The sequence below is a fragment of the Cryocola sp. 340MFSha3.1 genome, from assembly GCF_000383315.1.
In the GTDB taxonomy this organism is placed as follows: domain Bacteria; phylum Actinomycetota; class Actinomycetes; order Actinomycetales; family Microbacteriaceae; genus Leifsonia.
Genome location: NZ_KB911087.1, coordinates 265,532 through 288,845, shown reverse-complemented (window position 1 = coordinate 288,845; position 23,314 = coordinate 265,532). Strand labels below are relative to the sequence as shown.

The window sequence follows — 23,314 nt, the reverse complement described above, 5'->3', positions numbered from 1 at the left end:
GCTCCCGTCGTCTGATCCGATCCTGCCCCCGACGGTGCTCAGCGCAGAGACCGGAATGTGGCGCGCAGCTCCTGCGAGAACAGCTCCGGCTGCTCCCATGCGGCGAAGTGCCCGCCGCGGTCGAGGCGGTTGAAGTGGATGAGGTTCGGGTAGGCGGCGGTCGCCCAGCTCCGTGGTGCGGCGTAGATCTCATCCGGGAACACGCTCACGCCGACCGGGAGGGTGACCCCCTTCGGCGCGAAGAACGCGAGCTTGCTCTCCCAGTAGAGCCGGGCCGAGGACACCGCCGTGTTCGTCAGCCAGTACAGCGTGACGTTGTCGAGGATGTCGTCGCGGGTCAGCCCCTCCGAGCCGCCGGCGAAGACCCGGGAGATGAGGTCGTAGCTGCGGGCGTCGTGGTCGAGCATCCACGCGGCCAGCCCGACGGGGGAGTCGGCGATCCCGTAGAGGGTCTGCGGCCGGTTGCCCATCTCCTGCGCGTAGGCGAGACCGTGCGCGTAGAAGAACGCGAGCTGGTCCCACGCCCCGCGCTCCTCGGGGTCGAGGTCGGCCGGCGGCTCCTCGTGCGCATCCAATGCCTCCTGGATGGCAGGCGGGATGGTCGCGGCCATGTTGGTGTGGATGCCGATGAGCCCGGGAGGGGCGAGCAGGGCCAGCTGCTCGGTGACGGCGTTGCCCCAGTCGCCGCCCTGGGCGACGTACCGGTCGTAGCCGAGCCGCCGCATCAGCTCTGCCCACGCTCGGGCGATGCGGATCGGGTCCCAGCCGGTCGCATCCGGCTTTCCCGAGAAGCCGTGGCCGGGAAGCGAGGGGATGACGAGATCGAAGGCGTCGGAGGCTTCGGCCCCGTAGGTAGTCGGGTCGGTGAGCGGGCCGATGATCTTCAGCTGCTCGATGACGGAGCCCGGCCAGCCGTGCGTGACGATCATCGGAAGGGCATCCGGGTGCGGCGAGCGGATGTGCAGGAAGTGGATGTCGAGGCCGTCGATCTCCGTCACGAACTGCGGGATCTCGGCCAGCCGTGCCTCGACCGTGCGCCAGTCGTGCTGGTCGGCCCAGTATTCGGCGAGGGCGCGCATGACGTCGAGCTGAACGCCCTGCGAGCTGTCGTCGACGGTCTCGCGCTCCGGCCAGCGGGTCGCGCGGATCCGCCGTCGGAGGTCGTCGAGCTCCTCGTCGGTGGCGGTGTAGGTGAACGGGCGGATCTCCTCCGCACGGGCGCTGTCGGCGTCGTGGCGGTGTTCGGCGATGGTCATGGGTGCTCCTGGGGTGGTCTCCGTGGTTTCCGGGCGGTTCTCGGCGGTCGAGCGGCCGTCGCGAGTCGATGGTGACGCCGCCCGGTCGGCCCTGGCATCGGGGAGAACACTCAACGGAACGCCTGCGCCGCCGCGGGGTGGCGGGAACCCCTCACCGCCTGCGGGCATGTGAACGCCCTCATCCCGTATGCGCGCCTCGCAGCACGCGGAAAGGGAGGGTCGCTAGGATTTCAGCAACGTCCGCCGAACCGAGGGATGCCGATGACCGATCTGCCGCGACGGCATCAGCGCGCCCGGGGGCCGGAGGGTGTCCGTCACGGTCGGCTGCCGCGGCGGCGTGCGGCGATCGCCGCGCTCAAGCTCCTCGCGGGTGCGCTCGTCGTCGCGTTCGTCAGTATCGGCTCCGTCGCCGCGTACGCGGTGTGGGATGTGGCCCACTCCATCAAGACCGGCGTCCACCTGCAGGCGCTGCCTGGGCAGACCCCCATCCCGCAGGACATCCCGAACGTCGGCGCGCTCCCCGGCGGAGTCAACCTGCTCCTCGCCGGCACGGACAGCCGCAGCGATCTGGGCGGCATCTACAACAGCGAGGACGAGCAGGACGCCAGCAGCGGCGCGGGCAACAACGACGTCACGATGCTGCTGCACATCGCCCAGGACCACAAGAGCATGATGGTCGTCAGCTTCCCGCGCGACCTGATGGTGCCCATCCCGGACTGCCCGGACCCGAACGGCGGGACGATCGACGGCAGCTCGTACGCGCAGTTCAACACGGCGCTGTCCCGCGGCGGTCTCAACTGCGTGGTGGCGACGGTGTCGAAGATGACCGGGCTGAGCATCCCCTTCGCGGCGGTGATCAACTTCAACGGCGTCAGCGCCATGTCGGACGCGGTCGGCGGCGTCACCGTCTGCCTCGCCTCGCCCGTCACCGACGACTACACGAACCCGCCGCTCGACCTCCCCGCCGGCGAGAACACGATCGTCGGGGATGTGGCGCTCTCGTTCCTGCGCAGCCGCCACGGAGTCGGCGACGGCAGCGACCTCGGCCGCATCTCCAACCAGCAGGTCTTCCTGTCGGCCCTCGCCCGCAAGGTCGTCGACGGCGGGGTGCTCTCGAACCCGGTACAGCTGTACGCACTGGCGAAGGCGGCCGTGAACAACATCACCCCGTCGGACACCCTGACGAACCCGACGACGCTGGTGCAGATCGCGCTGGCGCTCAAGGACACGGGACTCCAGAACATGGTGTTCGTGCAGTACCCGGCGGTCACCGACCCGGACAACCCCAACCGCGTGGTTCCGCAGGAGTCGGCGGCGGACGCGCTCAACGAGGCCCTCGTGAACGACCAGCCGGTGAAGCTGACCGGCTCGACCGGCCGAGCAGCCGAGGACCCGACGGCGACCGCGTCGCCCGCGCCGGACCCGGGCGGCGAACCGTCGCCCGCGACCCCCACCGCGCCCGCGACGCCGGCCGCGCCCGCGACGACGGATCCGTCCGCCGGGGGAGCGGTCGAACTGCCGTCGACCATCACCGGCCAGACGGCGGCGCAGCAGACCTGCACGAAGGGCAACAACTAGCCCCGTCTCGGTGCTCGGAACGGAGGAGCTGCGCACTCCGCGGCCTCGCATCCACCTCCGTTCGTGGCGAAACGCCGGGGTGCAGGTCGGTATCTCCTCCGTTCGTCGCGCGCGCCGTTTCGTGAAGAATAGGGAGGAATTCGGCGGGCTGCGACGGCGTGTCGACGGGAAACGGAGGGGATGCGGCGGCGAGCGGCCGCATCCACCTCCGGTTGCGACACGGGGCGATCGGGGGATGTTGCCTCGATCCCCGCGACCACGTTGAATGAGTCCATGACCAACGTGCGGATCGAGCGGATGTCGTCGCTCCAGCTGAGAGTGCTCGTCATCGCGATCCTCGCGAGCTTCGTCGCCTTCCTCGACGGCGCCGTCATCAACGTCGCCCTTCCGGCGATCTCGAAGGAGCTCGGTGGAGGGCTCCCGCTGCAGCAGTGGGTGGTCGATGGGTATCTCGTCACGCTCGGCTCGCTCATCCTCATCGCCGGGTCGCTGTCCGACGTGTTCGGGCGCAAACGCGTGCTCTACGCGGGGCTGATCGGCTTCGGCATCACGTCACTGATGTGCGCGTTCGCGCCGACCGGGGTGTTCCTCGTGATCGCCCGCGCGCTGCAGGGCGTCGCCGGGGCGCTGCTGGTGCCCAGCTCGCTCGCGATCATCATCTCCCGCTTCGACGGCCCGGCCCAGGCCAAGGCGATCGGCCGCTGGACCGCGTGGACCGGTGTCGCCATGATCGCCGGCCCGGTGGTCGGAGGCATCTTCGTCGACACGCTGTCGTGGCGGTGGGTGTTCGTCATCAACGTGATCCCGATCGCGATCACGCTGATCCTCATGATGACCCTGAAGGGCGAGGACAAGGGGATGGGCGGCCGCGTCGACTACGCCGGTGCGATCCTCGGATCGGTCGGTCTCGCCGGGACCGTGTTCGCCCTGATCGAGCAGGGGACGTACGGATGGGGCAATCCGCGCGTCTGGATCCCGCTCGTCGTCGGCATCCTCAGCCTGGTGGCGTTCTTCATCGTGGAGACGCGCGTGAAGCAGCCGATGCTGCCGCTCGGGCTGTTCAGCGTCCACAATTTCTGGGTCGGCAACGTCTCGACGTTCTTCGTCTACGGGGCGCTCTCGTTCGGCCCCCTGATCGTCACGCTGTACCTGCAGCAGGTGGCCGGGTTCTCGGCGATCGCGGCCGGGTTCGTGTTCATCCCGTCCACGCTGTGCATGCTGCTGCTCTCCGGCCTGTTCGGCGGGCTCGCCGGGCGCTACGGGCCCCGGTTGTTCATGGCGGTCGGGCCGATGATCGCCTCCGCGGGCTTCCTCTGGCTGCTGATGATGGGGACGGACGTCGACTACTGGACGACCCTGCTGCCCGCGGTCCTCCTGTTCGGAGTCGGCCTGTCGATCACCGTCGCGCCGTTGACGAGCGCGATCCTGGGCGCCATCCACCCGGAGCAGGCGGGCATCGCGTCGGCCGTCAACAACGCCGTGTCGCGCATCGCCGGACTGCTGGCGGTCGCCGCCGCCGGCATGATCATCGGCGGCACGCTCGACACCGAGGGACTCCATCGCGCCATGATCGCCGCGGCCGCGCTGCTGCTCGTCGGCGGCGTGGTGTCGGCGATCGGCATCCGCAACAAGGCTCCGGTCGCCGACAAGATTCAGACAGTGACGGACTGACCCGTCAGCGCGAGCATGGCGACGTCCACGATGGCGCACGTCATGATCAGCTGCATGAGGAGGCGCGTCGGACTCCGGCGGAACAGCAGGACCACACCGGTCACTGTCGCCGCGAGGCCGATCACCAGGCCGACGATGAGGAGCGGGCGGACAGGGAGGCCCGGGCCGAACGTGATGAGCAGAGTCGCGATCGCGAGCGCCGCGAAAGCGAGCAGGCCGCTGAGCCGCGCGCCCAGCCGGTGCGGGAGCCCGCTGATGCCGGTGCGCGCGTCATCCTCCAGATCCGGGAGCACATTGGTGACGTGCGCGGCGACGCCGAGCAGAGCGCCGGCGGCGAACACCCACCACTGCGGCAGTGCGGGCTGCTCCTGACCCAGGGTGGCGATGGCGGGCAGCACACCGAACGACACCGCGAACGGGACGAACGAGAAGACGGTCGCCTTCAGCCCCAGGTTGTACGCCCAGCCGCCGGCGATGGCGACCACGTGGGCGATCAGCGCGCCGGGCCCGAGCGGGATCGTCAGCAGGATCGCCGCCGCCAGCGCCACGAAGGCGGCGACGCGGACGGTCGAGACCGATACGTCTCCGCGCGCGGCCGGCTTGTCGCTGCGCTCCACAGCGCGGTCGCGGGCCGCATCCAGCCAGTCGTTGCACCAGCCGATGGACAGCTGGCCGAAGAGCACGGCCAGAGCGAGGATCACGAGCCGGCCGGGTGGATAGCCGAGGCCGACGCCGAGCAGCGTCGCGATCACCGTGACCACGACGGTCGGCCCTGGGTGACTGGCGAGCAGGAGGGAGAGCACCTTCTTCGCCATGCCGTCATCGTAGCCCGCGCCCGGGATGCAAACTACTTGCGTTGATCTGCAAGGATTTGCGTACACTGTGGTCATGTCGAAACGACTCGCCGAAGTGGCGCGCAAGGTCGGTGTCAGCGAGGCCACCGTCAGCCGCGTCCTCAACGACAAGCCGGGAGTGTCCGACGCCACCCGTCAGGCGGTGCTGACCGCCCTGGATGTGCTGGGCTACGAGCGGCCGACCAAGCTGCGCGGAGAGCGCGCGCGGCTCGTCGGGCTCGTGCTCCCCGAACTGCAGAACCCGATCTTCCCCGCCTTCGCGGAGATCATCGGGGGAGCGCTCGCGCAGAACGGCTACACCCCGGTGCTCTGCACGCAGACCGCCGGCGGCATCTCGGAGGCCGACTATGTCGAGCTCCTGCTGCAGCAGCAGGTCTCCGGCGTGGTCTTCGTCGGCGGCGCCTATGCCCAGCAGGATGCGGACCACAGCCACTACGGCCGGCTGACCGACCTGCACCTCCCGACCGTCCTCGTGAACGCACCCGTCGACTCGCTCGGGTTCGCCACGGTCTCCTGCGACGACACGGTGGCCACGACCCAGGCGCTGACGCACCTGCGGTCGCTCGGCCACGAGCGGATCGGGCTGCTGCTGGGGCCGCGCGACCACATCCCGTCGCAGCGTAAACTCGCGGCGGCCCGCCGTGTCACGGCGGAATGGGGCGACGAACTGGATGAGTCCCTCGTCGTGCACTCGCTCTACTCCCTCGAGGCGGGCCAGGCGGCGGCGACCCGGCTGCTCGCCGCCGGCGTCACGGCGATCGTGTGCGCGAGCGACCCGATGGCGCTCGGGGCGATCCGGGCCGTCCGGCGGGCCGGGCTCTCGGTGCCGCGCGACGTCTCCGTCGTCGGCTACGACGACTCCGCGCTGATGAACTGCACCGAGCCTCCGCTGACCACGATCCGGCAGCCGATCGAGCCGATGGGCCGCACGATCATCGAGCTCCTACTCCGTCAGATCTCCAGCGATTCGGCCATCCGGGACGAACTGTTCTTCGAGCCGGAACTGGTGGTGCGCGGTTCCACCGGGCCCGCTCCGCACGCGAGCTGAGCCGCAAGCGCACGCAAAAGTGCGCAAATGAATTACGTATTGTTGAGTTCTTGCGTCATTCTGTCGAACTAGCTACATTTCGGTGAACGACGACGGCGCCGCGGTGTCCGTCGCGACGACAGATGACCGAAGGGCTCAGCGTGGATCTCACCGTGATGGACGGCGGCACCGCCGCACCCGTCGCCGCTCCGCAGCCGGCGAGCGCCGGTGCGACGGCGCGTGCCGCATCCGCACCGCCGTCCGACGACCCGCAGTGGTGGCGCAGCGCGGTGATCTACCAGATCTACCCGCGCAGCTTCGCGGACGGGAACGGCGACGGCGTCGGCGACCTCGCCGGCGTGCGGCAGCACCTGCCGTACCTCGCCGACCTCGGCGTCGACGCGCTCTGGTTCACGCCCTGGTACGACTCGCCGCTCGCCGACGGCGGCTACGACGTCGCGGACTACCGCCGCATCCACCCGGCATTCGGCGACCTGGCCGAGGCCGAGGCGCTGATCGGCGAAGCGCTCGCCCTCGGCATCCGCACCATCATCGACGTCGTACCGAACCACGTCTCCGACCGGCACCGCTGGTTCCAGGAGGCCCTCGCCGCCGGCCCGGGATCGCCCGAGCGCGAACGCTTCTGGTTCCGGCCCGGCCGCGGCGACGACGGCTCGCAGATGCCGACATCGTGGCCGTCGAATTTCTCCGGAGACACCTGGACGCGCACGACGAACCCCGACGGGACGCCCGGCGAGTGGTACCTGCACCTGTTCAGCCCGCAGCAGCCGGACCTCAACTGGGACCACCCGGATGTGCGGCGCGAGCACGAGGACATCCTGCGGTTCTGGTTCGACCGCGGCGTCGCCGGAGTGCGGATCGACTCGGCCGCGCTGCTCGTGAAGGACCCGGCGCTGCCAGAGGTGCCCGAGCATCCCGGGGCGGGGGAGCATCCCAACCAGGACCGCGACGAGCTCCACGACATCTATCGCGGCTGGCGCGCCCTCGCCGACGGGTATCCGGGAACCCGGGTGCTGGTGGGCGAGATCTGGCTGCCCGACATCGAGCGGTTCGCGCTGTACCTGCGACCGGACGAGCTGCACACCGCGTTCAACTTCGACTTCCTGGCCCGGCCCTGGGATGCGGTGGAGCTGCGCGCCTCCATCGACGAGACGCTCGCGGCGCACGCGCCGGTCGGCGCTCCGAGCACGTGGGTCCTCTCGAACCACGACGTCACCCGAGCGGTGACCCGGTACGGCCGCGAGGACACCTCGTTCGCCTTCGCCACCAAGCGCAAAGGCACCCCGACCGACCTCGCCCTCGGGACGCGCCGGGCACGCGCCGCGGCGCTTCTCACGGCCGCGCTGCCCGGTTCGCTGTACATCTACCAGGGCGACGAGCTGGGGCTGCCGGAGGTCGAGGACCTTCCCGACGAGCTCCGCGAGGACCCGATGCACGAGCGCTCCGGCGGCGTCGACCCCGGCCGCGACGGCTGCCGGGTCCCGCTCCCGTGGCGGGGGACGCAGGCGCCGTTCGGATTCAGCCCCGAGGGAGCCGACGCCGAGCCGTGGCTGCCGCAGCCGGCCGGCTGGTCGGCGCTGACCGTGCAGGCGCAGCAGAGCGACCCCGCCTCCATGTTGTGGCTCTACCGGCAGGCGCTCCGGATCCGCCGCGCAGAGCCCGGCCTCGGCGACGGACCGCTGACCTGGCTGGATGCGCCGGACGGTGTGCTGGCCTTCGCCCGCGGCGCCGCCTTCGCGAACGTCACCAACCTCTCCGCCGCTCCGGTCGACCTCCCGGAGCACCAGGCGATCCTCCTCAGCAGCCGTCCGCTCGTCGACGGGAAGCTGCCACCCGACTCGACGGTCTGGCTGCGGACGCAGCACCGGCCGACGGGACACCTCACCACCTGAACGCATCATCCACGCACTGCACCATCCACGCACTGCACCATCACTCGAAAGGGTCCAGACAATGAAGTCATCACTCAGGATCACGGCGGTCGCCGCGGTCACCCTCGCCGGAGCGGGGCTCCTTGCCGGATGCTCCTCATCCGGCGGCGACTCCGGCGACGGGAAGGTCCACATCACCGTCGCCAGCCTCATCCCGGGCAGCGACAAGGCTGCGTTCACGGCCTTCGACGACCGGGTCAAGGAGTTCGAGAAGGCCAACCCGAACATCGACATCAAGTCCGAGGAGTACCAGTGGACGGGGCCGACGTTCGCGACGCAGCTCGCCGGCGGAACTCTCCCGGATGTCTTCAACGTTCCGTTCACCGACTCCCAGTCGCTGCTCCAGGCGGGTCAGCTCGCCGACATCACCGCTGAGGTGAAGAAGCTGCCGTACGCGGACAAGTTCAACGAGAAGGTGCTCGCGGTGGCGAAGTCCGGCGACAAGATCTACGGCGTCCCGTACGGCCCGTACGCCATGGGACTGTCGTACAACCGCGAGATCTTCCAGAAGGCCGGGCTCGACCCGGACAAGCCGCCGACGACCTGGGACGAGGTCCGTTCGGCCGCCAAGACCATCTCCGAGAAGGTTCCGGGTGTCGCCGGCTACATGCAGATGACGCAGGGCAACACCGGCGGCTGGCAGCTGATCACGACCGTGTACGCCCGCGGCGGCCGGATGGAGACCACCGACGGCGGGAAGACGAAGGTCACCACCGACAACCCGATCACCAAGGAGGCGCTGCAGTGGCTGCACGACCTCCGCTGGGAGGACGACTCGGTCGGCAGCAACTTCCTGCTCGACTGGAGCGGCATCAATCAGGCGTTCGGCGCCGGGCAGATCGCCATGTACCCGTCCGGATCCGATGTGCTTACCTCACTGGTGCAGCAGAACAACGTCGACCCGGCCAACTACGGACTGACGATGCTGCCGATCGACTCGTCGAACAATGATGCCGGCGTCCTCGGCGGCGGCAACGTCGCGGCCGTCAGCCCGAAGTCATCGCAGGCGCAGAAGGAGGCCGCGGTGAAGTGGATCGACTTCTACTACATGCAGAAGCTGCTCGACAAGGATCAGGCGATCGCCGACGCGAAGGTGCTCGTCAAGTCCAACCAGCCGGTCGGCGTTCCCACCCTGCCGCTCTTCGACAAGGCCACGTACGACCAGAACATGGAGTGGATCGCGGGCGAGATCAATGTGCCGCAGGAGAACGTGGCGCCGTTCACCGACAAGATCTTCGACGCCAACCTGGTCCCCGAGCCGAACAAGCACACGCAGGAGCTGTACGGCGCGCTCGACTCCGTCGTCCAGGCCGTGCTGACGGACAAGAACGCGAACATCGACCAGCTGCTGAAGAAGGTCGACAGCGACATCCAGAAGCTCGTCGACGCAGACAAGTGACGAACACGAACAAGTGACGAACACAGACAAGTGACAACACACGATCGACAGCTGAGCCGTCCCCGCCGCACACCCCTGACCTGGGTGCGCGGCGGGGGCCTCAGCTCCCTGCTGTTCCTGCTGCCGATGCTCCTGATCTTCGGCATCTTCTCCTGGTGGCCCATCGTGCGGAGCGTCGTCATGAGCTTCCAGCACACCAATCTGGTGAGCGCGCCCACCTGGGTCGGCTGGGACAACTTCGTGCAGGTGGTGAACGATCCGCTGTTCTGGACGGCGGTCGGCAACACCGCCTGGTTCGCCTTCCTCGCGCTGCTGCTCGGGTACCCCATCCCGCTCATCGCGGCGGTGCTGATGAGCGAGGTGAAGCGCGCGAAGGGCCTGTACAGCGCGCTCGCGTACCTGCCCGTGGTCGTACCGCCGGTGGTGGCGGTGCTGCTGTGGAAGTTCTTCTACGACGCCCGCCCGGACGGCGTGTTCAACACGATCCTCGGCTGGGTCGGGATCCCGCCGCAGCCGTGGATCCAGTCGGCGACGCAGGCGATGCCGTCTCTCGTCGTCGAGGCGACCTGGGCCGCGGCGGGCGGAACGATCATCATCTACCTGGCCGCGATCACCGGAGTGGCGCCGGAGCTGTACGACGCGGCCGAGGTCGACGGCGCGGGCATCTGGCGCAAGATCTGGCACGTCACGCTGCCGCAGCTGCGCAGCGTCCTGCTGATCACGCTCATCCTGCAGATCATCGGCACGGCGCAGGTGTTCCTCGAACCGTTCCTCTTCACCGGCGGCGGGCCGGTCGACTCGACCGTCACCATCCTGCTGCTCATCTACCGGTACGCGTTCCAGAATTCGCTCGGCGGCGACTACGGCGCCGCCACCGCGCTCAGTCTGATGCTGGCGGCGTTCCTCGCCGTGCTGTCCCTCGTGTACTTCCGCCTCACCAAGTCCTGGAGCCAGAATTGACGACCTCGACCGAGCTGCCGCGCGAGGCGGCGGCCAACGCGCAGGAGCTCCTCGCGCCGGCTCCCCACGAGCCGGAGAGAAGGCAGCGGACCCGACGACGTGAGCGGGAGGACGCGGGCGACCGCGGCATCCTCTCGATCTCCGACCGGCGGAAGCGCGGTGTGCGGTGGAGCGCGCGCGTCATCCACGGGGCGCTGCTCGTCGTCCTCGTGATCGTCGGGCTCGGGCCGCTGCTGTGGCTCGCGAAGTCGGCGATCACGCCGACGGAGGACACCCTCCGCACGCCGATGGCGCTGTTCCCGAACGGGGTGGACTGGGCGAACCTGTCGACCGCGTGGTCGACGGTCCACATCGACGTGCAGTTCATGAACACGATCTGGGTCGCGGCCGGCTCGTGGGCGGCGCAGATCCTGGTGGCGACGACGGCCGGGTATGCGCTGAGCGTGCTCCGGCCCACGTACGGGAAGGTGCTGTACGGCCTCATCCTGACCACGCTGTTCGTGCCGTCGGTGGTGCTGCTCGTGCCGTTGTACCTGACCATCCTGAACCCGCCGCTGCTCGGCCAGTCGCTCATCAACACGTTCTGGGCGGTGTGGCTGCCGGCCGGTGCCAGCGCCTTCAACGTCGTGCTGGTGAAGCGGTTCTTCGACAACCTGCCGCGGGAGATCTTCGAGGCGGCGCGGACCGACGGGGCGGGGCCTTTCCGGCTGTTCTGGTCGATCGTGCTGCCGATGTCGAAGCCGATCCTGGGTGTGGTGTCCGTGTTCGCGATCATCGCGGCGTGGAAGGACTACCTCTGGCCGCTGCTCGTGCTGCGCGACCCGGCCATCCAACCGCTGTCGGTGCGGCTGCCCACGCTGCAGGCGGCGATCCAGCTGGACGTGTACCTGGCCGCCCTGGCCATCTCGACGCTCATCCCGATCGTGCTGTTCCTGGTGTTCCAAGGCCTGTTCCTGCGGAGCGCGGGGCTCGGCGGCGCCGTGAAGGGATGAGACGGCTGGGTTAGCATCGAGGGATGCGCGCAGCCCGACGCCGGACGGCCGCGGTGGTCGCCGTGGCGCTCTCGGCGACCCTGCTGATGGCGGGGCTGAGCGGATGCGGGGGCGCCGCTCCTGCCCACACGATAGGCGCCACCCACACCGCGGGCGCGGCTCCGACCCCGTCGCCGACGCCGACCGTCGACCCGGTCGAAGCGTATGCCCGGCAGCGCCTCGCCAACCTGACCCTGCGGCAGAAGGTGGCGAGCCTGTTCATGCTGCACACACCCGGTACCGACCCGGCGGCGCTGCGCGGATACGTCGACCGGTACGGCGTCGGCGGCATGATCCTGATGGGCGACAACATCCCGTCGACCCCCGCCGAGCTCGCCGCGCAGACGGCGGCCATGGCGGCCTCCGACCCGGGCCTCCCTCCGCTGATCGGTGTGGACGAGGAGGGCGGCGACGTCACGCGCCTCGGCTGGGATGATCAGCCCGGCGCCGACACCCTGCGGGACCAGGACCCGGCGGCGACGCGCGACGCCTTCGCCCGGCGCGCGACGCTCCTGAAACAGGCCGGCATCTCCGTTAACTTCGGGACCGTCGCGGACGTCACCGCCGACCCGGCCTCCTTCATCGCCGACCGCGTGCTCGGGACGGAGCCTGGCGCGGCGGCCGCCCGTGTCGCCGCCTCGGTGACGGGGGAGCGCGGGACGGTGCTGAGCACGCTCAAGCACTTCCCCGGCCACGGCGAGAGCGAGGCCGACTCGCACCACGCCGTGCCGTCGACCGCCGTCAGCAAGCAGGACTGGTCGACGCGTGACGCCCCGCCGTTCCAGGCGGGCATCTCCGCGGGAGCCGAGCTGGTGATGTTCGGGCACCTCGCCTATACCCAGGTGGATGCGGCGCCCGCGTCGCTCTCGGCGGCCTGGCACCGCATCCTGACCGACGAGCTCGGGTTCCGCGGCGCGAGCATCACCGACGATCTGCGGATGCTGCAGGACACGGGGCTGCCGCAGTACCAGGACCCGGGGGAGAACGCGGTGCAGGCGATCGCGGCGGGGAACACCATGGTGCTCGACGTGCTGCCGGCCGGAGGCGATCCGGATGCGCTCATCGATGCCGTCGTCACTGCTGTGCAGCAGGGACGCATCCCGGTCGCGCAGATCGACACGGACGCGCTGAAGCTGCTGCAGCTGCGCCGATCGCTCTCCGCGGAAGAGTGACGCGTCAACTTTTTTCGCGAATCGCGGAATAGTCCGGGAGTCCATACGCTTGCATGTATTCGACGCGGGGCGGATGGGCCGCCCGGCGCGCGACTTCTAGGAGACACCGTGACTATCGAGATCCCCGGCTACAAGGCTGGCACCTGGACCATCGACCCCGCCCACAGCGAGGTCGGCTTCAGCATCCGTCACCTGATGATCAGCAAGGTGAAGGGCGTCTTCGAGAACTTCGACGCCACCTTCGTGACCGCCGAGAACCCGCTCGAGTCGAAGGTCACCGCGAAGGCCGACGTCGCCTCCATCAACACCAAGGACAAGAACCGCGACGCGCACCTCCGCACCGGCGACTTCTTCCTCGCCGAGGAGCACCCGACGATCGACTTCGTCTCGACCGGCGTGCGCCACGAGAACGGCGAGTTCCTCGTCGACGGCGACCTCACCATCAAGGGCATCACCAAGCCCGTCACCTTCGAGTTCGACTTCGGCGGCTTCGGCCAGGACCCGTACGGCAACTACAAGGCCGGCGCGACCGCGAAGACCAAGATCAACCGTGAGGACTTCGGCCTCACCTACAACGCCGCGCTCGAGACCGGCGGCATGCTGCTCGGCGACGAGGTCACCATCACCCTCGAGCTCCAGGCCGTCCTCGCCTCCTGACCCCCTGCGCCTCGCGCCCTGCGCCCCGCCCCCAGCGCCCCTCCGCCCACCGTCGAGTACGCACCTTTTGCACACGACACGCCACGCGTGCGTGCAAAGTTTGCGGACTCGACGGTGGGCGGAGGCGTTTGAGAGGGGGCGCGTCAGTGGCCGATGAGGGGGGAGAGGGTGCGCGCGATGACGGAGCCGCGACCGGTGACCGACTCCTCCACGTCGGCGGACTCCATCGCGACCAGGCCCGCGTTGGCCCCGGCGAACCGGAGCGGCTCGGGCTCCCACCGCGGTGAGCGGTGCCCGACCCACGGCAGCATGGTCAGGTCGGTGCGGGATCCGGTGAGCAGGTCCGCGAGCGTACGTCCGGCCAGGTTCGTGGTGCTCAGCCCGTCTCCGACGTAACCGCCGGCCCAGGCCTCGCGTGCATCGCGGTCGTAGCCGACGCTCGCGTGCCAGTCGCGCGGAACGCCGAGCGGCCCGCCCCAGTGGTGCGTGATCCTGGCGCCCGCGGCGTCCGGGAAGAGGTCGTGGAGCGTGTGGATGAGGTGGTCGCGCACGCGCAGCGACCGGTCGTATCCCGGCCGGATGGCGCTCCCCAGGTGGTACCGCGCGCCGCGGCCCCCGAACGCGAACCGGTTGTCGGCGGTCCGCTGCCCGTAGACGATGAGGTTCCGGAAGTCGGTAAACGTCTGCCCGTGTTCGATGCCGATGCGCTCCCACGTGGCGTCGGGCAGCGGCTCGGTGGCGATCATCAGCGAGTAGAGCGGGAGGATGCGGCGGCCCACCTGCGGAAGCTGCGAGCCGTATCCCTCGGTCGCGTTCACCACGGTGCCCGCTCGGACCGTGCGCGCGGAACCGCCGGAGCGCACCTGCACCGTCCCGGCGTCCCACGACAGCACCTCGGTGCCCTCCGCGATGGTCGCTCCGCGGCGTTCGACGACCCGGGCGAGACCGCGCACGAGCTTGGCCGGGTGGATGCGCGCGCACGCCGGCGTGTACGTCGCGGCCAGCGCATCCCGCACCCCGAACCGCGACCGGACCGTCTCGGTGCCCCACAGCGCCACGCGGTCGACGCCGTAGCGCTCCGACTCCTCGAACTCGGCGCGCGCGGCCGCGACCTGCGGCGTCGATCGGGCGAACGTCACGGTGCCGCCGCGCGCGAAGTCGATATCGATGCCTTCGGTCTCGGCGACCCGGCCCACCTCGTCGACGGTGTCGACCATCGCCTGGCGCATGCCCACGGCCGCATCCCGGCCGTACCGTGCGTCGAGCTTCGAGGCGGACCACGGGAAGAGGGAGGAGCACCAGCCGCCGTTGCGGCCGGACGCACCGAAACCGGCGACCTCCTTCTCCAGCAGCAGGATGCGCAGAGACGGGTCGCGCTCCTGCAGGTAGTAGGCGGTCCAGAGGCCGGTGAGACCGGCGCCGACAATGGCGACGTCCACATCGGCATCGGCGTCGAGGCCGGGCCGGGGGCGGAAGCCGTCCTCGTCGGCGGCGATGGAGTCGAACCAGAAGCCGACCGTGCGGTAGTCCATTGCGCTCCTTCTCGTTAAGGCGCGAATCCGGGACCGCGTGAGCAGTCCCGGATTCGTCCTTTGGGGGTCTTACAGGTGGTTCGAGGCCTCCGTCAGCACCGATTCCAGGATCTGGCGGATCTCGACGAACTCGCTCGGGCCGATGGTGAGCGGCGGGGCGAGCTGCACCACGGGGTCTCCACGGTCGTCGGCGCGGCAGTACAGGCCGGCGTCGAACAGGGCCTTCGACAGGAACCCGCGGAGCAGACGCTCCGACTCGTCGTCGTTGAAGGTCTCCTTGGTGTTCTTGTCCTTCACCAGCTCGATGCCGAAGAAGTAGCCGGCGCCCCGGACATCGCCGACGATCGGCAGGTCGAGGAGCTTCTCGAGCTCGGCGCGGAACAGCGGGGAGTTCTCGCGGACGCGCTCGTTGAGCTGCTCCTCCTCGAAGATGTCGAGGTTCTCCAGCGCCACCGCGGCCGAGACCGGGTGACCGCCGAACGTGTAGCCGTGGTAGAACGACGTGTTGCCGTGCTTGAAGGGCTCGTAGATGCGGTCGCTGATGATCGTGGCGCCGATGGGGGAGTACCCGCTGGTCATGCCCTTCGCGCAGGTGATCATGTCCGGGACGTAGCCGTACTCATCGCAGGCAAACATGTGGCCGATACGGCCGAACGCGCAGATGACCTCGTCGCTGACCATGAGGACGTCGTACTTGTCGCAGATCTCACGGACGCGCTGGAAGTACCCGGGAGGCGGCGGGAAGCATCCACCCGAGTTCTGCACCGGCTCGAGGAAGATCGCCGCGACGGTGTCGGGACCCTCGAACTGGATCATCTCCTCGATGCGGTTCGCCGCCCAGACGCCGAAGGCCTCGATGTCGTCGGTCGGCGCGCCCATCTCGCCCGCACGGTAGAAGTTGGTGTTCGGGACGCGGAACCCGCCGGGGGTGAGCGGCTCGAACATCTCCTTCATGGCCGGGATGCCGGTGATCGCCAGGGCGCCCTGCGGGGTGCCGTGGTAGGCGACGGCGCGCGACAGCACCTTGTGCTTGGTCGGCTTGCCCTGCAGCTTCCAGTAGTACTTGGCCAGCTTGAAGGCGGTCTCGACCGCCTCACCGCCGCCGGTGGAGAAGAAGACGCGGTTGAGGTCGCCGGGCGCGTAGGAGGCCAGCCGGTCGGCCAGCTCGATCGCGTTCGGGTGGGCGTACGACCAGATCGGGAAGAACGCCAGCTGCTCGGCCTGCTTCGCCGCCGTCTCGGCGAGACGCTTGCGGCCGTGGCCCGCGTTCACCACGAACAGTCCGGAGAGCCCGTCGATGTACTGCTTGCCGTGCGAGTCCCAGATGTGGTGGCCTTCGCCGCGCGTGATGATGGGGACGCCGTGGCCCTCTTCCATCACCGACTGGCGGGCGAAGTGCATCCAGAGGTGGTCGCGCGCCTTCGCCTGCAGCGCCGCCTCCTCGGCCGCGATCGGCTCGCCGAACGTTTCTACGGTTGTCGTCATGGTTATCGCGTTCCCCAGTTGTAGAACTGTTTGTGGAGTTTCAGATACACGAACGTCTCGGTGGAGAGCACGCCCTCCAGCGTCCGGATCTCGGAGTTGAGCATCGTGATGAGGTCGAGGTCGTTCTCGCACACCACTTCGGCGAGGATGTCGAAGGTGCCGGCAGTCAGCACCACGTAGTCCACCGCCGGCATGGCTGCCAGCTTGTCGGCCACCGCACGCGTGTCGCCCGTGCAGCGCACGCCGATCATCGCCTGACGGTAGAAGCCGAGCTGCATGGGGTCGGTCACGGCCACGATCTGCATCACGCCCGACTCGGTCAGCTTCTGCACGCGCTGGCGCACCGCCGCCTCGCTGAGACCGACGGCCTTGCCGATCTCCGCGTACGACTTGCGGCCGTCCGCCTGCAGTTGCTCGATGATCGCCTTGGAGACGTCGTCGATGACCGCAGCCTTCTGGCCGTTCGCTGCCCGAGGGGTACTCATGGAGCGATTCTGTCAGTGGATTGGATGTCTGGCAAGCGATTCCGCACGAATTTGACCGTTTCGCTGACGAAATCAGTAGGCTAACCGCCATGACTGCTCGTGAAGGCTTTGCTCCCGACTCCTCAGCACGCGAACTCCGGAACTTCGTCGACGGCCGCTCCGTTGAAGCGCGCGGCACGGGCAGCATCCCGCTGATCGACCCGGCGACCGAGGAGGTCTACGCCACCGCGCCCGTCTCCACCGAGGCGGACGTCGCGGACGCGTACGCCGCCGCCGAGCGCGCCTTCCAGACGTGGGGGCAGACCACGCCGGCCGAACGCCAGCTCGCGCTGTTCCGGATCGCCGACGCGATGGAGGCGCGGGCCGAGGAGTTCGCGGACGCCGAGTCGCAGGACACCGGCAAGCCGCGCGCCACGCTGGTGGAGGACGAGATCCTGCTGTCGGTGGACCAGATCCGCTTCTTCGCCGGGGCCGCCCGCAACCTGGAGGGGCGGTCGGCGGGGGAGTACATGCCCGAGCACACCTCGTTCATCCGGCGCGAGCCGATCGGCGTCGTGGGTCAGGTGACGCCCTGGAACTACCCGCTGAACATGGCGGTGTGGAAGTTCGCCCCGGCTCTGGCCGCGGGCAACACCACGGTGCTGAAGCCGTCGGACACGACCCCGCTGTCGACGCTGCTGCTCGCGGAGGTCGCCGCCGAGTTCCTGCCGGCGGGCGTGCTCAACGTCGTGCTCGGCGATCGGACGACCGGCGCGGCGATGACCGCGCACCCCATCCCGCAGCTGATCTCGATCACCGGATCGGTGCGGGCCGGCATGGAGGTGGCGCGTGCGGCCTCCTTCGACCTCAAGCGGGTGCACCTCGAGCTCGGCGGCAAGGCGCCCGTGATCGTGTTCGACGACGCCGACATCGAGAAGGCGGTCGCCGGAATCGTCGCGGCCGGATACTTCAACGCCGGTCAGGACTGCACGGCGGCGACCCGCCTGCTCGTGCAGGACGGCATCCACGACGAGTTCGTCGCGGCCCTCGCGCAGTACGCCCGCGAGAACGCGCGCACCGGCGCTCCGCGGGATGACGGCATCCTCTACGGTCCGCTGAACAACGCCAACCAGCTGGCGCAGGTGTCGGGATTCGTCGACCGGCTGCCCAGCCATGCCCGCGTCGAGCTGGGCGGCAACCGCCAGGGCGACCGCGGCTACTTCTGGGAGGCGACGATCGTGTCCGGGCTCCGGCAGGACGACGAGGCCGTCCAGAACGAGATCTTCGGCCCGGTGCAGACGGTGCAGCGGTTCACCGACGAGGCGGAGGCGCTGGCGAACGCGAACGGCGTGAAGTACGGGCTGGCGTCGTCGGTCTGGACGAAGGACCACGGCCGGGCGATGCGGTTCGCCAAGGGGCTCGACTTCGGCTGCGTGTGGATCAACACGCACATCCCGATCGTTGCGGAGATGCCGCACGGCGGGTTCAAGCACTCCGGCTACGGGAAGGACCTGTCGGCGTACGGCTTCGAGGACTACACGCGCATCAAGCACGTCATGTCGTACATCGGAATTTAGGTCAGAGCGCGTTATCACAACGCGCGTGCTCTCTAGACTCCCCGGGTGATTCTCTCTCGTAACTCCAGCACCCTGTCCTCTCGCTCCCGTGTGCGCCGGTGCGTGCGTGCGGCTGCCGTGGCGGCGGCTGTCGCCGGCGCCCTCGTCGTGGCTCTCGCGCCGTCCGCGCCCGCGGGCGCCCTGATCGGCGGGACGCCGGTTGCGGTCGGCGAGCGTCCCTACTTCGCGACCGTGTCCGGGCCTGCCGGCGTGTGCGGCGGCGCGATCATCGGCACGGAGTGGGCGATCACGGCCGGCCACTGCGTCGCACAGGGGGACGCTCGCGACGTCGTCGTGACGGCGGGATGGACCAGGGCCGGCGAGGGTCGTCCGGTCACCCTCCACGGTATCCAGGCGTACTGGCATCCGACCGTCGACATGGCGCTGATCCGCGTGCCGGCGACGCCGGGTATCGCGACCGTTCCCCTGGCCGACGCACCGCTCGTGGCGGGCGACAGCTATATCAGCGTGGGCGCAGGTGAGGGGAGCGGCGAGCGCCTCACGGAGGGCCGCTTCAGAATCGACTGGGCGAGCCCGTACTGGGAGTTCACGGCGAAGGGAGCCACCGGCACGGAGGGGAACTGCTACGGGGACTCCGGGAGCCCCGACATCATCGAGACGCCGGCCGGAGACCGCCTGGTCGGCGTCGCCTGGGGGATCACCCCGCAGACCTGCGGACCGACCACACGATCGCGCAGCTACAACGTCTGGTATCCCGCGACCCGCCAGTGGATCGCGTCGGTCACCGGAGGCGCCACCTCCTGACCCCCGCCAACAGCTCCTGAGTTTTTCGCCCCCGCCGCGGCGTGTCGGGCGGAAAAAGTCCGGAGCTGTTGGCGTGGGCGGCGGGTCAGGAGTCTCGGCGCGGGATGCGGAGGGGGTTGCCGTCGCGCAGTTCGGGCGGGAGCACAAGCTGCGGGGCGTCCTGGTAGGCGATCGGAGTCAGCCAGCGGCGGAGGGCCGTCGCGCCCACCGAGGTGTGGATGGTCGCGGTGGTCGACGGCCAGCCACCGCCGTGGTGCTGCGCCCAGCCGATGGCGACACCGGTCGGCCAGCCGTCGAACAGGAGGCGTCCGGCGACGGCGGAGAGAGCGGCGGCCAGTGCGGTGACGTCCTCCTCCGTTCCGCGGTGGATGGTCGCGGTGAGGGACGGCTCCAGCGCCGCGACCAGCGCCGGCTGCTGGGGGTCGTCGTAGCGGACCAGCACGGTGACCGGTCCGAAGCACTCCGCGAGGAATGGTGCGGGGTCGGCCAGGAAGGTGTCGGCGTCCACGAGCACGACGGTCGGTGCGGACGCGCCGTCGGCAGCATTCCCGCGCAGCACCTCGACCGACGGACGCGCAGAGAATGCGGCGACGCCGTCGGCGAAGGCAGCCGACATCCCGTCGGTCAGCTGACGGCTCGACGGCGCGTCGCCGAGCGCGTTCCGCACGGCGTCCTCGACGCCGCCGCCGGACGGCACGAAGACGAGTCCCGGCTTGGTGCAGTACTGACCCGCGTCACGGGTGAAGGAGGAGACCAGGCCTGTTCCGATCGCGTCTGCGCGCTCCGCGGCGGCGGTCCGGGTCACGACGACCGGGTTAATGCTGCCGAGCTCCCCGTAAAAGGGAATGGGGTCGGGGCGCGAGACGGCCAGGTCGTACAGGGCCCGGCCGCCGCGGGTCGAGCCGGTGAACCCGGCCGCGCGGACGAGCGGGTGGCGGACCAGTTCGGTGCCCGCGTCCATCCCCTCGACGAGCGCGAACCAGCCGGGCGGGAGGATGCGCGTGGCGAGAGCAGCCGTCCGGCGGGAGAGCAGGGGGTGGCCGGGGTGCGCCTTGACGATCACCGGGCAGCCGGCGGCCAGCGCTGACGCGGTGTCGTTGCCGAGCACCGAGAACGCGAACGGGAAGTTCGACGCCGCGTACACCGCGATCGGGCCCAGCGGGCGCAGGATGCGGCGGAGGTCCGGACGCGGCGGGATGAGCGACGGGTCGGGCGATTCGACCACCGCCTCGAGGTACCCGCCCTCACGGATCACCCCCGCGAAGAACCGCAGCTGCGCGGCGGTGCGCGTGACCTCTCCGTCGAGCCGTGCGACAGAGAGGTGTGTCTCCTCGTTGCCGAGGCGGACGAGCTCCGCCCGGTCGTCGTCGAGGGCGGCGGCCATGGCCTCCAGCCAGCCGGCGCGCGCCTCCCGGGTCGTGGGGGTGGAGGCGGCACGGGCGGCCGCGATCGCGGCATCCGCCACGGCGGTCGCGGACACGCCGGCGATTCCGCTCATGCGAACGCCGCCAGCCCGGTCAGCGCCCGGCCGAGCACGAGCGTGTGGATCTCGTCCGTGCCCTCGTAGGTGCGCACCGACTCCAGGTTGGCCATGTGACGCATGACCGGGAAGGCGTTCGTGATGCCGTCGCCGCCCAGGATGGTGCGCGCCTCGCGGGCGATCGTCAGCGCCTCGCGCACGCTGTTCAGCTTGCCGACGCTGATCTGCGTCGGGGTGAGCCGCCCCGACTCCTTCAGCCGGCCCAGGTGCAGCGCCAGCAGCATCCCCTTCTCGTACTCGACCAGCATGTTCGCCAGCTTCTCCTGGATGAGCTGCGTCGCGCCGATCGGGCGACCGAACACCTCGCGCGTCGTCGCGCGCTCGATCGAGACCTCCAGGCAGTCGCGGGCGGCGCCCATCGCACCCCACACGATGCCGTAGCGCGCCTCGTTGAGGCACGAGAAGGGGCCCGAGAGACCGCGTGCTCCGGGGAGGAGCGCCGAAGCGGGGAGGCGGACCTCCTCCAGCACCACATCGCACTGCACCGAGGCGCGCATCGAGAGCTTTCCGTCGATCGCGGTCGCGGAGAACCCGGGCGTCGACGTCGGCACCAGGAAGCCGCGGACACCCTCGTCGGTGGCCGCCCAGACGACGGCGACATCGGCGAGGGCGGCCAGCCCGATCCAGCGCTTGACGCCGGCGAGCACCCAGTCGTCGCCGTCGCGGCGGGCCGTCGTGCGCATGGCGGCCGGGTCGCTCCCGCCCTCCGGCTCGGTCAGCGCGAAGCAGCCGATCCGTTCGCCCCGGGCCATCGGCGGCAGCCATTCTGCCTTCTGCTCGTCGGAGCCGAACTTCGAGATCGCACTCATCGCCAGGGAGCCCTGCACGGAGACGAACGTGCGCCAGCCGCTGTCGGCGGCCTCCAACTCATGGCAGACCAGACCGTAGCTGACGGCGCCGGCGCCCGCGCATCCCTCGTCCTTCAGGTGCATGCCGAGCACGCCGAGTGCGCCGAGCTCCGCCACCAGCTCGCGGCGGAAGTGCTTGTCCTCGAAGTCCTGCTCGATGACCGGACGGATGCGCTCGGTCGCGAACGCGCGCGCACGGTCGCGCCAGCCGCGCTCCTCGTCGGTGAGCAGGTGGTCGATGCTGAACGCGTCGTCGAGGGTCGTCGTCACGATCGGTCCTTTCGCGGGTGATACAGGTGGGGGTGGTGGTCGTGCGGCCGCTAGCGCTCATCCGTCCAGCGCGCCTCGTGCGCGCCGAGCAGCGGGGGCGGGGTGCGGTGGGCGGCCGAGGCCGTGTCCAACCGGATGGGCGTCGCCGGCTGGCGGGAGGTGCGCCCGGTCTCCGGGTCGACGCTCGTCACGACCGGCTCCAGCCCGAGCGACTCGGCGAACGCGAACGCCTCGCCGATGTCGTTCACGAGCCCTGCCGGGACGCGGGCACGGGTGAGCGCATCCACCCAGTCGGCGGCGGTCCGTGAGGTCAGCAGCGGTTCGAGGATGCCTCGCAGCGCGTCGCGGTCGCGCACACGCGCCTCGTTGGTGGCGAAGCGCTCGTCGTCGGCGAGTCCGGGACGGTCGAGAACGTCGGCGAAGGCGGCGAACTGGCGGTCGTTGCCCACGGCGACGACGAGCTCGCGGTCCGCCGCCCGGAACAGCTCGTACGGCGCGATGCTCGGGTGCGCGTTGCCGAGGCGGGCGGGGGAGCGTCCGGTCGCGAGCGTGCCGGACGCCTGGTTGGTGAGGGCGGCCAGGAGCGACCCGAGCAGGTCCACATCCACCCGGGAGCCGCGTCCGGTCGCGTCGCGCTGGCGGAGGGCGAGCAGGATGCCGGAGAACGCGTTGAGGCCGGTCAGCACATCCACCAGGGCGACGCCGACCTTGCTCGGTTCGCCGTCGGGCGCGCCGGTGATGCTCATCAGGCCGCCGACCGCCTGCACGAGCAGGTCGTAGCCGGGGAGCGCCGCTCCGGCATCGCGGCCGAAGCCGGTGATCGAGCAGAACACCAGCCGCGGGTTCGTCTCTCGAAGGGTCTGCTCGTCGAGGCCGAAGCGCTCCATGACGCCCGGCCGGAAGTTCTCGATCACCACGTCGGCCGTGCTCGCCAGGCGACGGGCCGTCGCGAGCCCGTCGGGGGTGGAGAGGTCGCAGACGACCGAGCGCTTGTTTCGGTTGACCGAACCGAAGTAGGTGGACTCGCCCGCGTCGTCCACCGGAGGACGCCAGGCGCGGGTGTCGTCGCCGGTGGGGCTCTCGATCTTGATCACGTCGGCGCCGAAGTCGGCCAGCATCATGGTGGCGTACGGCCCGGCGAGCACGCGCGAGAAGTCGGCCACGCGGACCCCGCTCAGCACACCCGCCTCCGGCTTCTCGGGGGTGGGGCCGCGGTCGTCGGCCATGCTCGCTCCTT

19 protein-coding genes are annotated in these 23,314 nt (G+C 69.9%); 11 read left to right on the top strand and 8 right to left on the bottom strand.

Annotated features, from left to right (window positions below):
• Window positions 1-38: 38 nt before the first annotated feature.
• Entirely contained in the window at window positions 39-1,256 is a 1,218-nt protein-coding gene (locus H284_RS0101355; RefSeq protein WP_020074885.1) for an epoxide hydrolase family protein, read from the bottom strand.
• 261 nt (window positions 1,257-1,517) lie between these two features.
• Here H284_RS0101355 and H284_RS0101350 point away from each other — a divergent pair, with 261 nt between their 5' ends.
• Both H284_RS0101350 and H284_RS0101345 read left to right on the top strand, forming a co-directional pair.
• A complete protein-coding gene (locus H284_RS0101350) occupies window positions 1,518-2,834 on the top strand; it encodes an LCP family protein (RefSeq protein WP_231371039.1) in 1,317 nt (438 codons plus the stop codon).
• Between the two features lie 273 nt (window positions 2,835-3,107).
• Complete coding sequence (locus H284_RS0101345; protein WP_018190833.1) at window positions 3,108-4,505, top strand: MFS transporter; 1,398 nt, start codon at window positions 3,108-3,110, stop codon at window positions 4,503-4,505.
• Here the strand turns inward: H284_RS0101345 and H284_RS0101340 are convergent.
• Entirely contained in the window at window positions 4,487-5,320 is an 834-nt protein-coding gene (locus H284_RS0101340; RefSeq protein ID WP_020074884.1) for a UbiA family prenyltransferase, read from the bottom strand. The genes H284_RS0101345 and H284_RS0101340 overlap by 19 nt on opposite strands.
• A 73-nt stretch (window positions 5,321-5,393) precedes the next feature.
• Between H284_RS0101340 and H284_RS0101335 the strand changes: the two genes are divergently transcribed.
• The 7 genes from H284_RS0101335 (at window position 5,394) to H284_RS0101305 (ending at window position 13,557) form a co-directional block, all read left to right on the top strand.
• Complete coding sequence (locus H284_RS0101335) at window positions 5,394-6,407, top strand: LacI family DNA-binding transcriptional regulator (RefSeq protein WP_029042779.1); 1,014 nt, start codon at window positions 5,394-5,396, stop codon at window positions 6,405-6,407.
• A 122-nt stretch (window positions 6,408-6,529) separates the two neighbouring features.
• Window positions 6,530-8,299, top strand: a complete 1,770-nt coding sequence (locus H284_RS0101330; protein WP_020074882.1) for a glycoside hydrolase family 13 protein — start codon at window positions 6,530-6,532, stop codon at window positions 8,297-8,299.
• A gap of 61 nt (window positions 8,300-8,360) precedes the next feature.
• A complete protein-coding gene (locus tag H284_RS0101325) occupies window positions 8,361-9,737 on the top strand; it encodes an ABC transporter substrate-binding protein (protein WP_020074881.1) in 1,377 nt (458 codons plus the stop codon).
• Between the two features lie 30 nt (window positions 9,738-9,767).
• Window positions 9,768-10,697, top strand: a complete 930-nt coding sequence (locus tag H284_RS0101320; RefSeq protein ID WP_231371038.1) for a carbohydrate ABC transporter permease — start codon at window positions 9,768-9,770, stop codon at window positions 10,695-10,697.
• Window positions 10,694-11,689, top strand: a complete 996-nt coding sequence (locus H284_RS0101315; RefSeq protein WP_020074880.1) for a carbohydrate ABC transporter permease — start codon at window positions 10,694-10,696, stop codon at window positions 11,687-11,689. The genes H284_RS0101320 and H284_RS0101315 overlap by 4 nt, the downstream gene beginning before the upstream one ends.
• A 23-nt stretch (window positions 11,690-11,712) precedes the next feature.
• Window positions 11,713-12,900, top strand: a complete 1,188-nt coding sequence (locus H284_RS0101310) for a glycoside hydrolase family 3 N-terminal domain-containing protein (RefSeq protein WP_020074879.1) — start codon at window positions 11,713-11,715, stop codon at window positions 12,898-12,900.
• Between the two features lie 108 nt (window positions 12,901-13,008).
• Window positions 13,009-13,557: a YceI family protein gene (locus tag H284_RS0101305; RefSeq protein ID WP_018190841.1), complete on the top strand. Its 549-nt coding sequence runs from the start codon at window positions 13,009-13,011 to the stop codon at window positions 13,555-13,557.
• 143 nt (window positions 13,558-13,700) lie between these two features.
• Here the strand turns inward: H284_RS0101305 and H284_RS0101300 are convergent, their stop codons facing one another.
• The 3 genes from H284_RS0101300 to H284_RS0101290 form a co-directional block, all read right to left on the bottom strand.
• Window positions 13,701-15,089: an NAD(P)/FAD-dependent oxidoreductase gene (locus H284_RS0101300; RefSeq protein WP_020074878.1), complete on the bottom strand. Its 1,389-nt coding sequence runs from the start codon at window positions 15,087-15,089 to the stop codon at window positions 13,701-13,703.
• A 69-nt stretch (window positions 15,090-15,158) separates the two neighbouring features.
• On the bottom strand, window positions 15,159-16,574 hold the full coding sequence (locus H284_RS0101295; protein WP_018190843.1) for an aspartate aminotransferase family protein: 1,416 nt from the start codon (window positions 16,572-16,574) through the stop codon (window positions 15,159-15,161).
• Window positions 16,575-16,576: 2 nt separating this feature from the next.
• Entirely contained in the window at window positions 16,577-17,059 is a 483-nt protein-coding gene (locus tag H284_RS0101290) for an Lrp/AsnC family transcriptional regulator (protein WP_018190844.1), read from the bottom strand.
• Window positions 17,060-17,148: 89 nt separating this feature from the next.
• Between H284_RS0101290 and H284_RS0101285 the strand changes: the two genes are divergently transcribed.
• On the top strand, window positions 17,149-18,615 hold the full coding sequence (locus tag H284_RS0101285) for a gamma-aminobutyraldehyde dehydrogenase (RefSeq protein WP_020074877.1): 1,467 nt from the start codon (window positions 17,149-17,151) through the stop codon (window positions 18,613-18,615).
• A 102-nt stretch (window positions 18,616-18,717) separates the two neighbouring features.
• The gene (locus tag H284_RS0101280) at window positions 18,718-19,419 is read left to right on the top strand and encodes a trypsin-like serine protease (RefSeq protein ID WP_231371037.1); all 702 of its coding nucleotides are present in this window, start codon (window positions 18,718-18,720) and stop codon (window positions 19,417-19,419) included.
• An 85-nt stretch (window positions 19,420-19,504) separates the two neighbouring features.
• Here the strand turns inward: H284_RS0101280 and H284_RS0101275 are convergent, their stop codons facing one another.
• From H284_RS0101275 to H284_RS0101265, 3 genes are read right to left on the bottom strand one after another with little or no spacing between them, the layout of a single operon-like run.
• Window positions 19,505-20,917 carry an aldehyde dehydrogenase (NADP(+)) gene (locus H284_RS0101275; protein WP_020074875.1) on the bottom strand — a complete coding sequence of 471 codons (1,413 nt, stop codon included), beginning with the start codon at window positions 20,915-20,917 and terminating at the stop codon, window positions 19,505-19,507.
• Complete coding sequence (locus H284_RS0101270) at window positions 20,914-22,077, bottom strand: acyl-CoA dehydrogenase family protein (RefSeq protein WP_020074874.1); 1,164 nt, start codon at window positions 22,075-22,077, stop codon at window positions 20,914-20,916. The genes H284_RS0101275 and H284_RS0101270 overlap by 4 nt, the downstream gene beginning before the upstream one ends.
• Before the next feature lie 50 nt (window positions 22,078-22,127).
• A complete protein-coding gene (locus H284_RS0101265; protein ID WP_020074873.1) occupies window positions 22,128-23,303 on the bottom strand; it encodes a CaiB/BaiF CoA transferase family protein in 1,176 nt (391 codons plus the stop codon).
• Window positions 23,304-23,314: the final 11 nt, after the last annotated feature.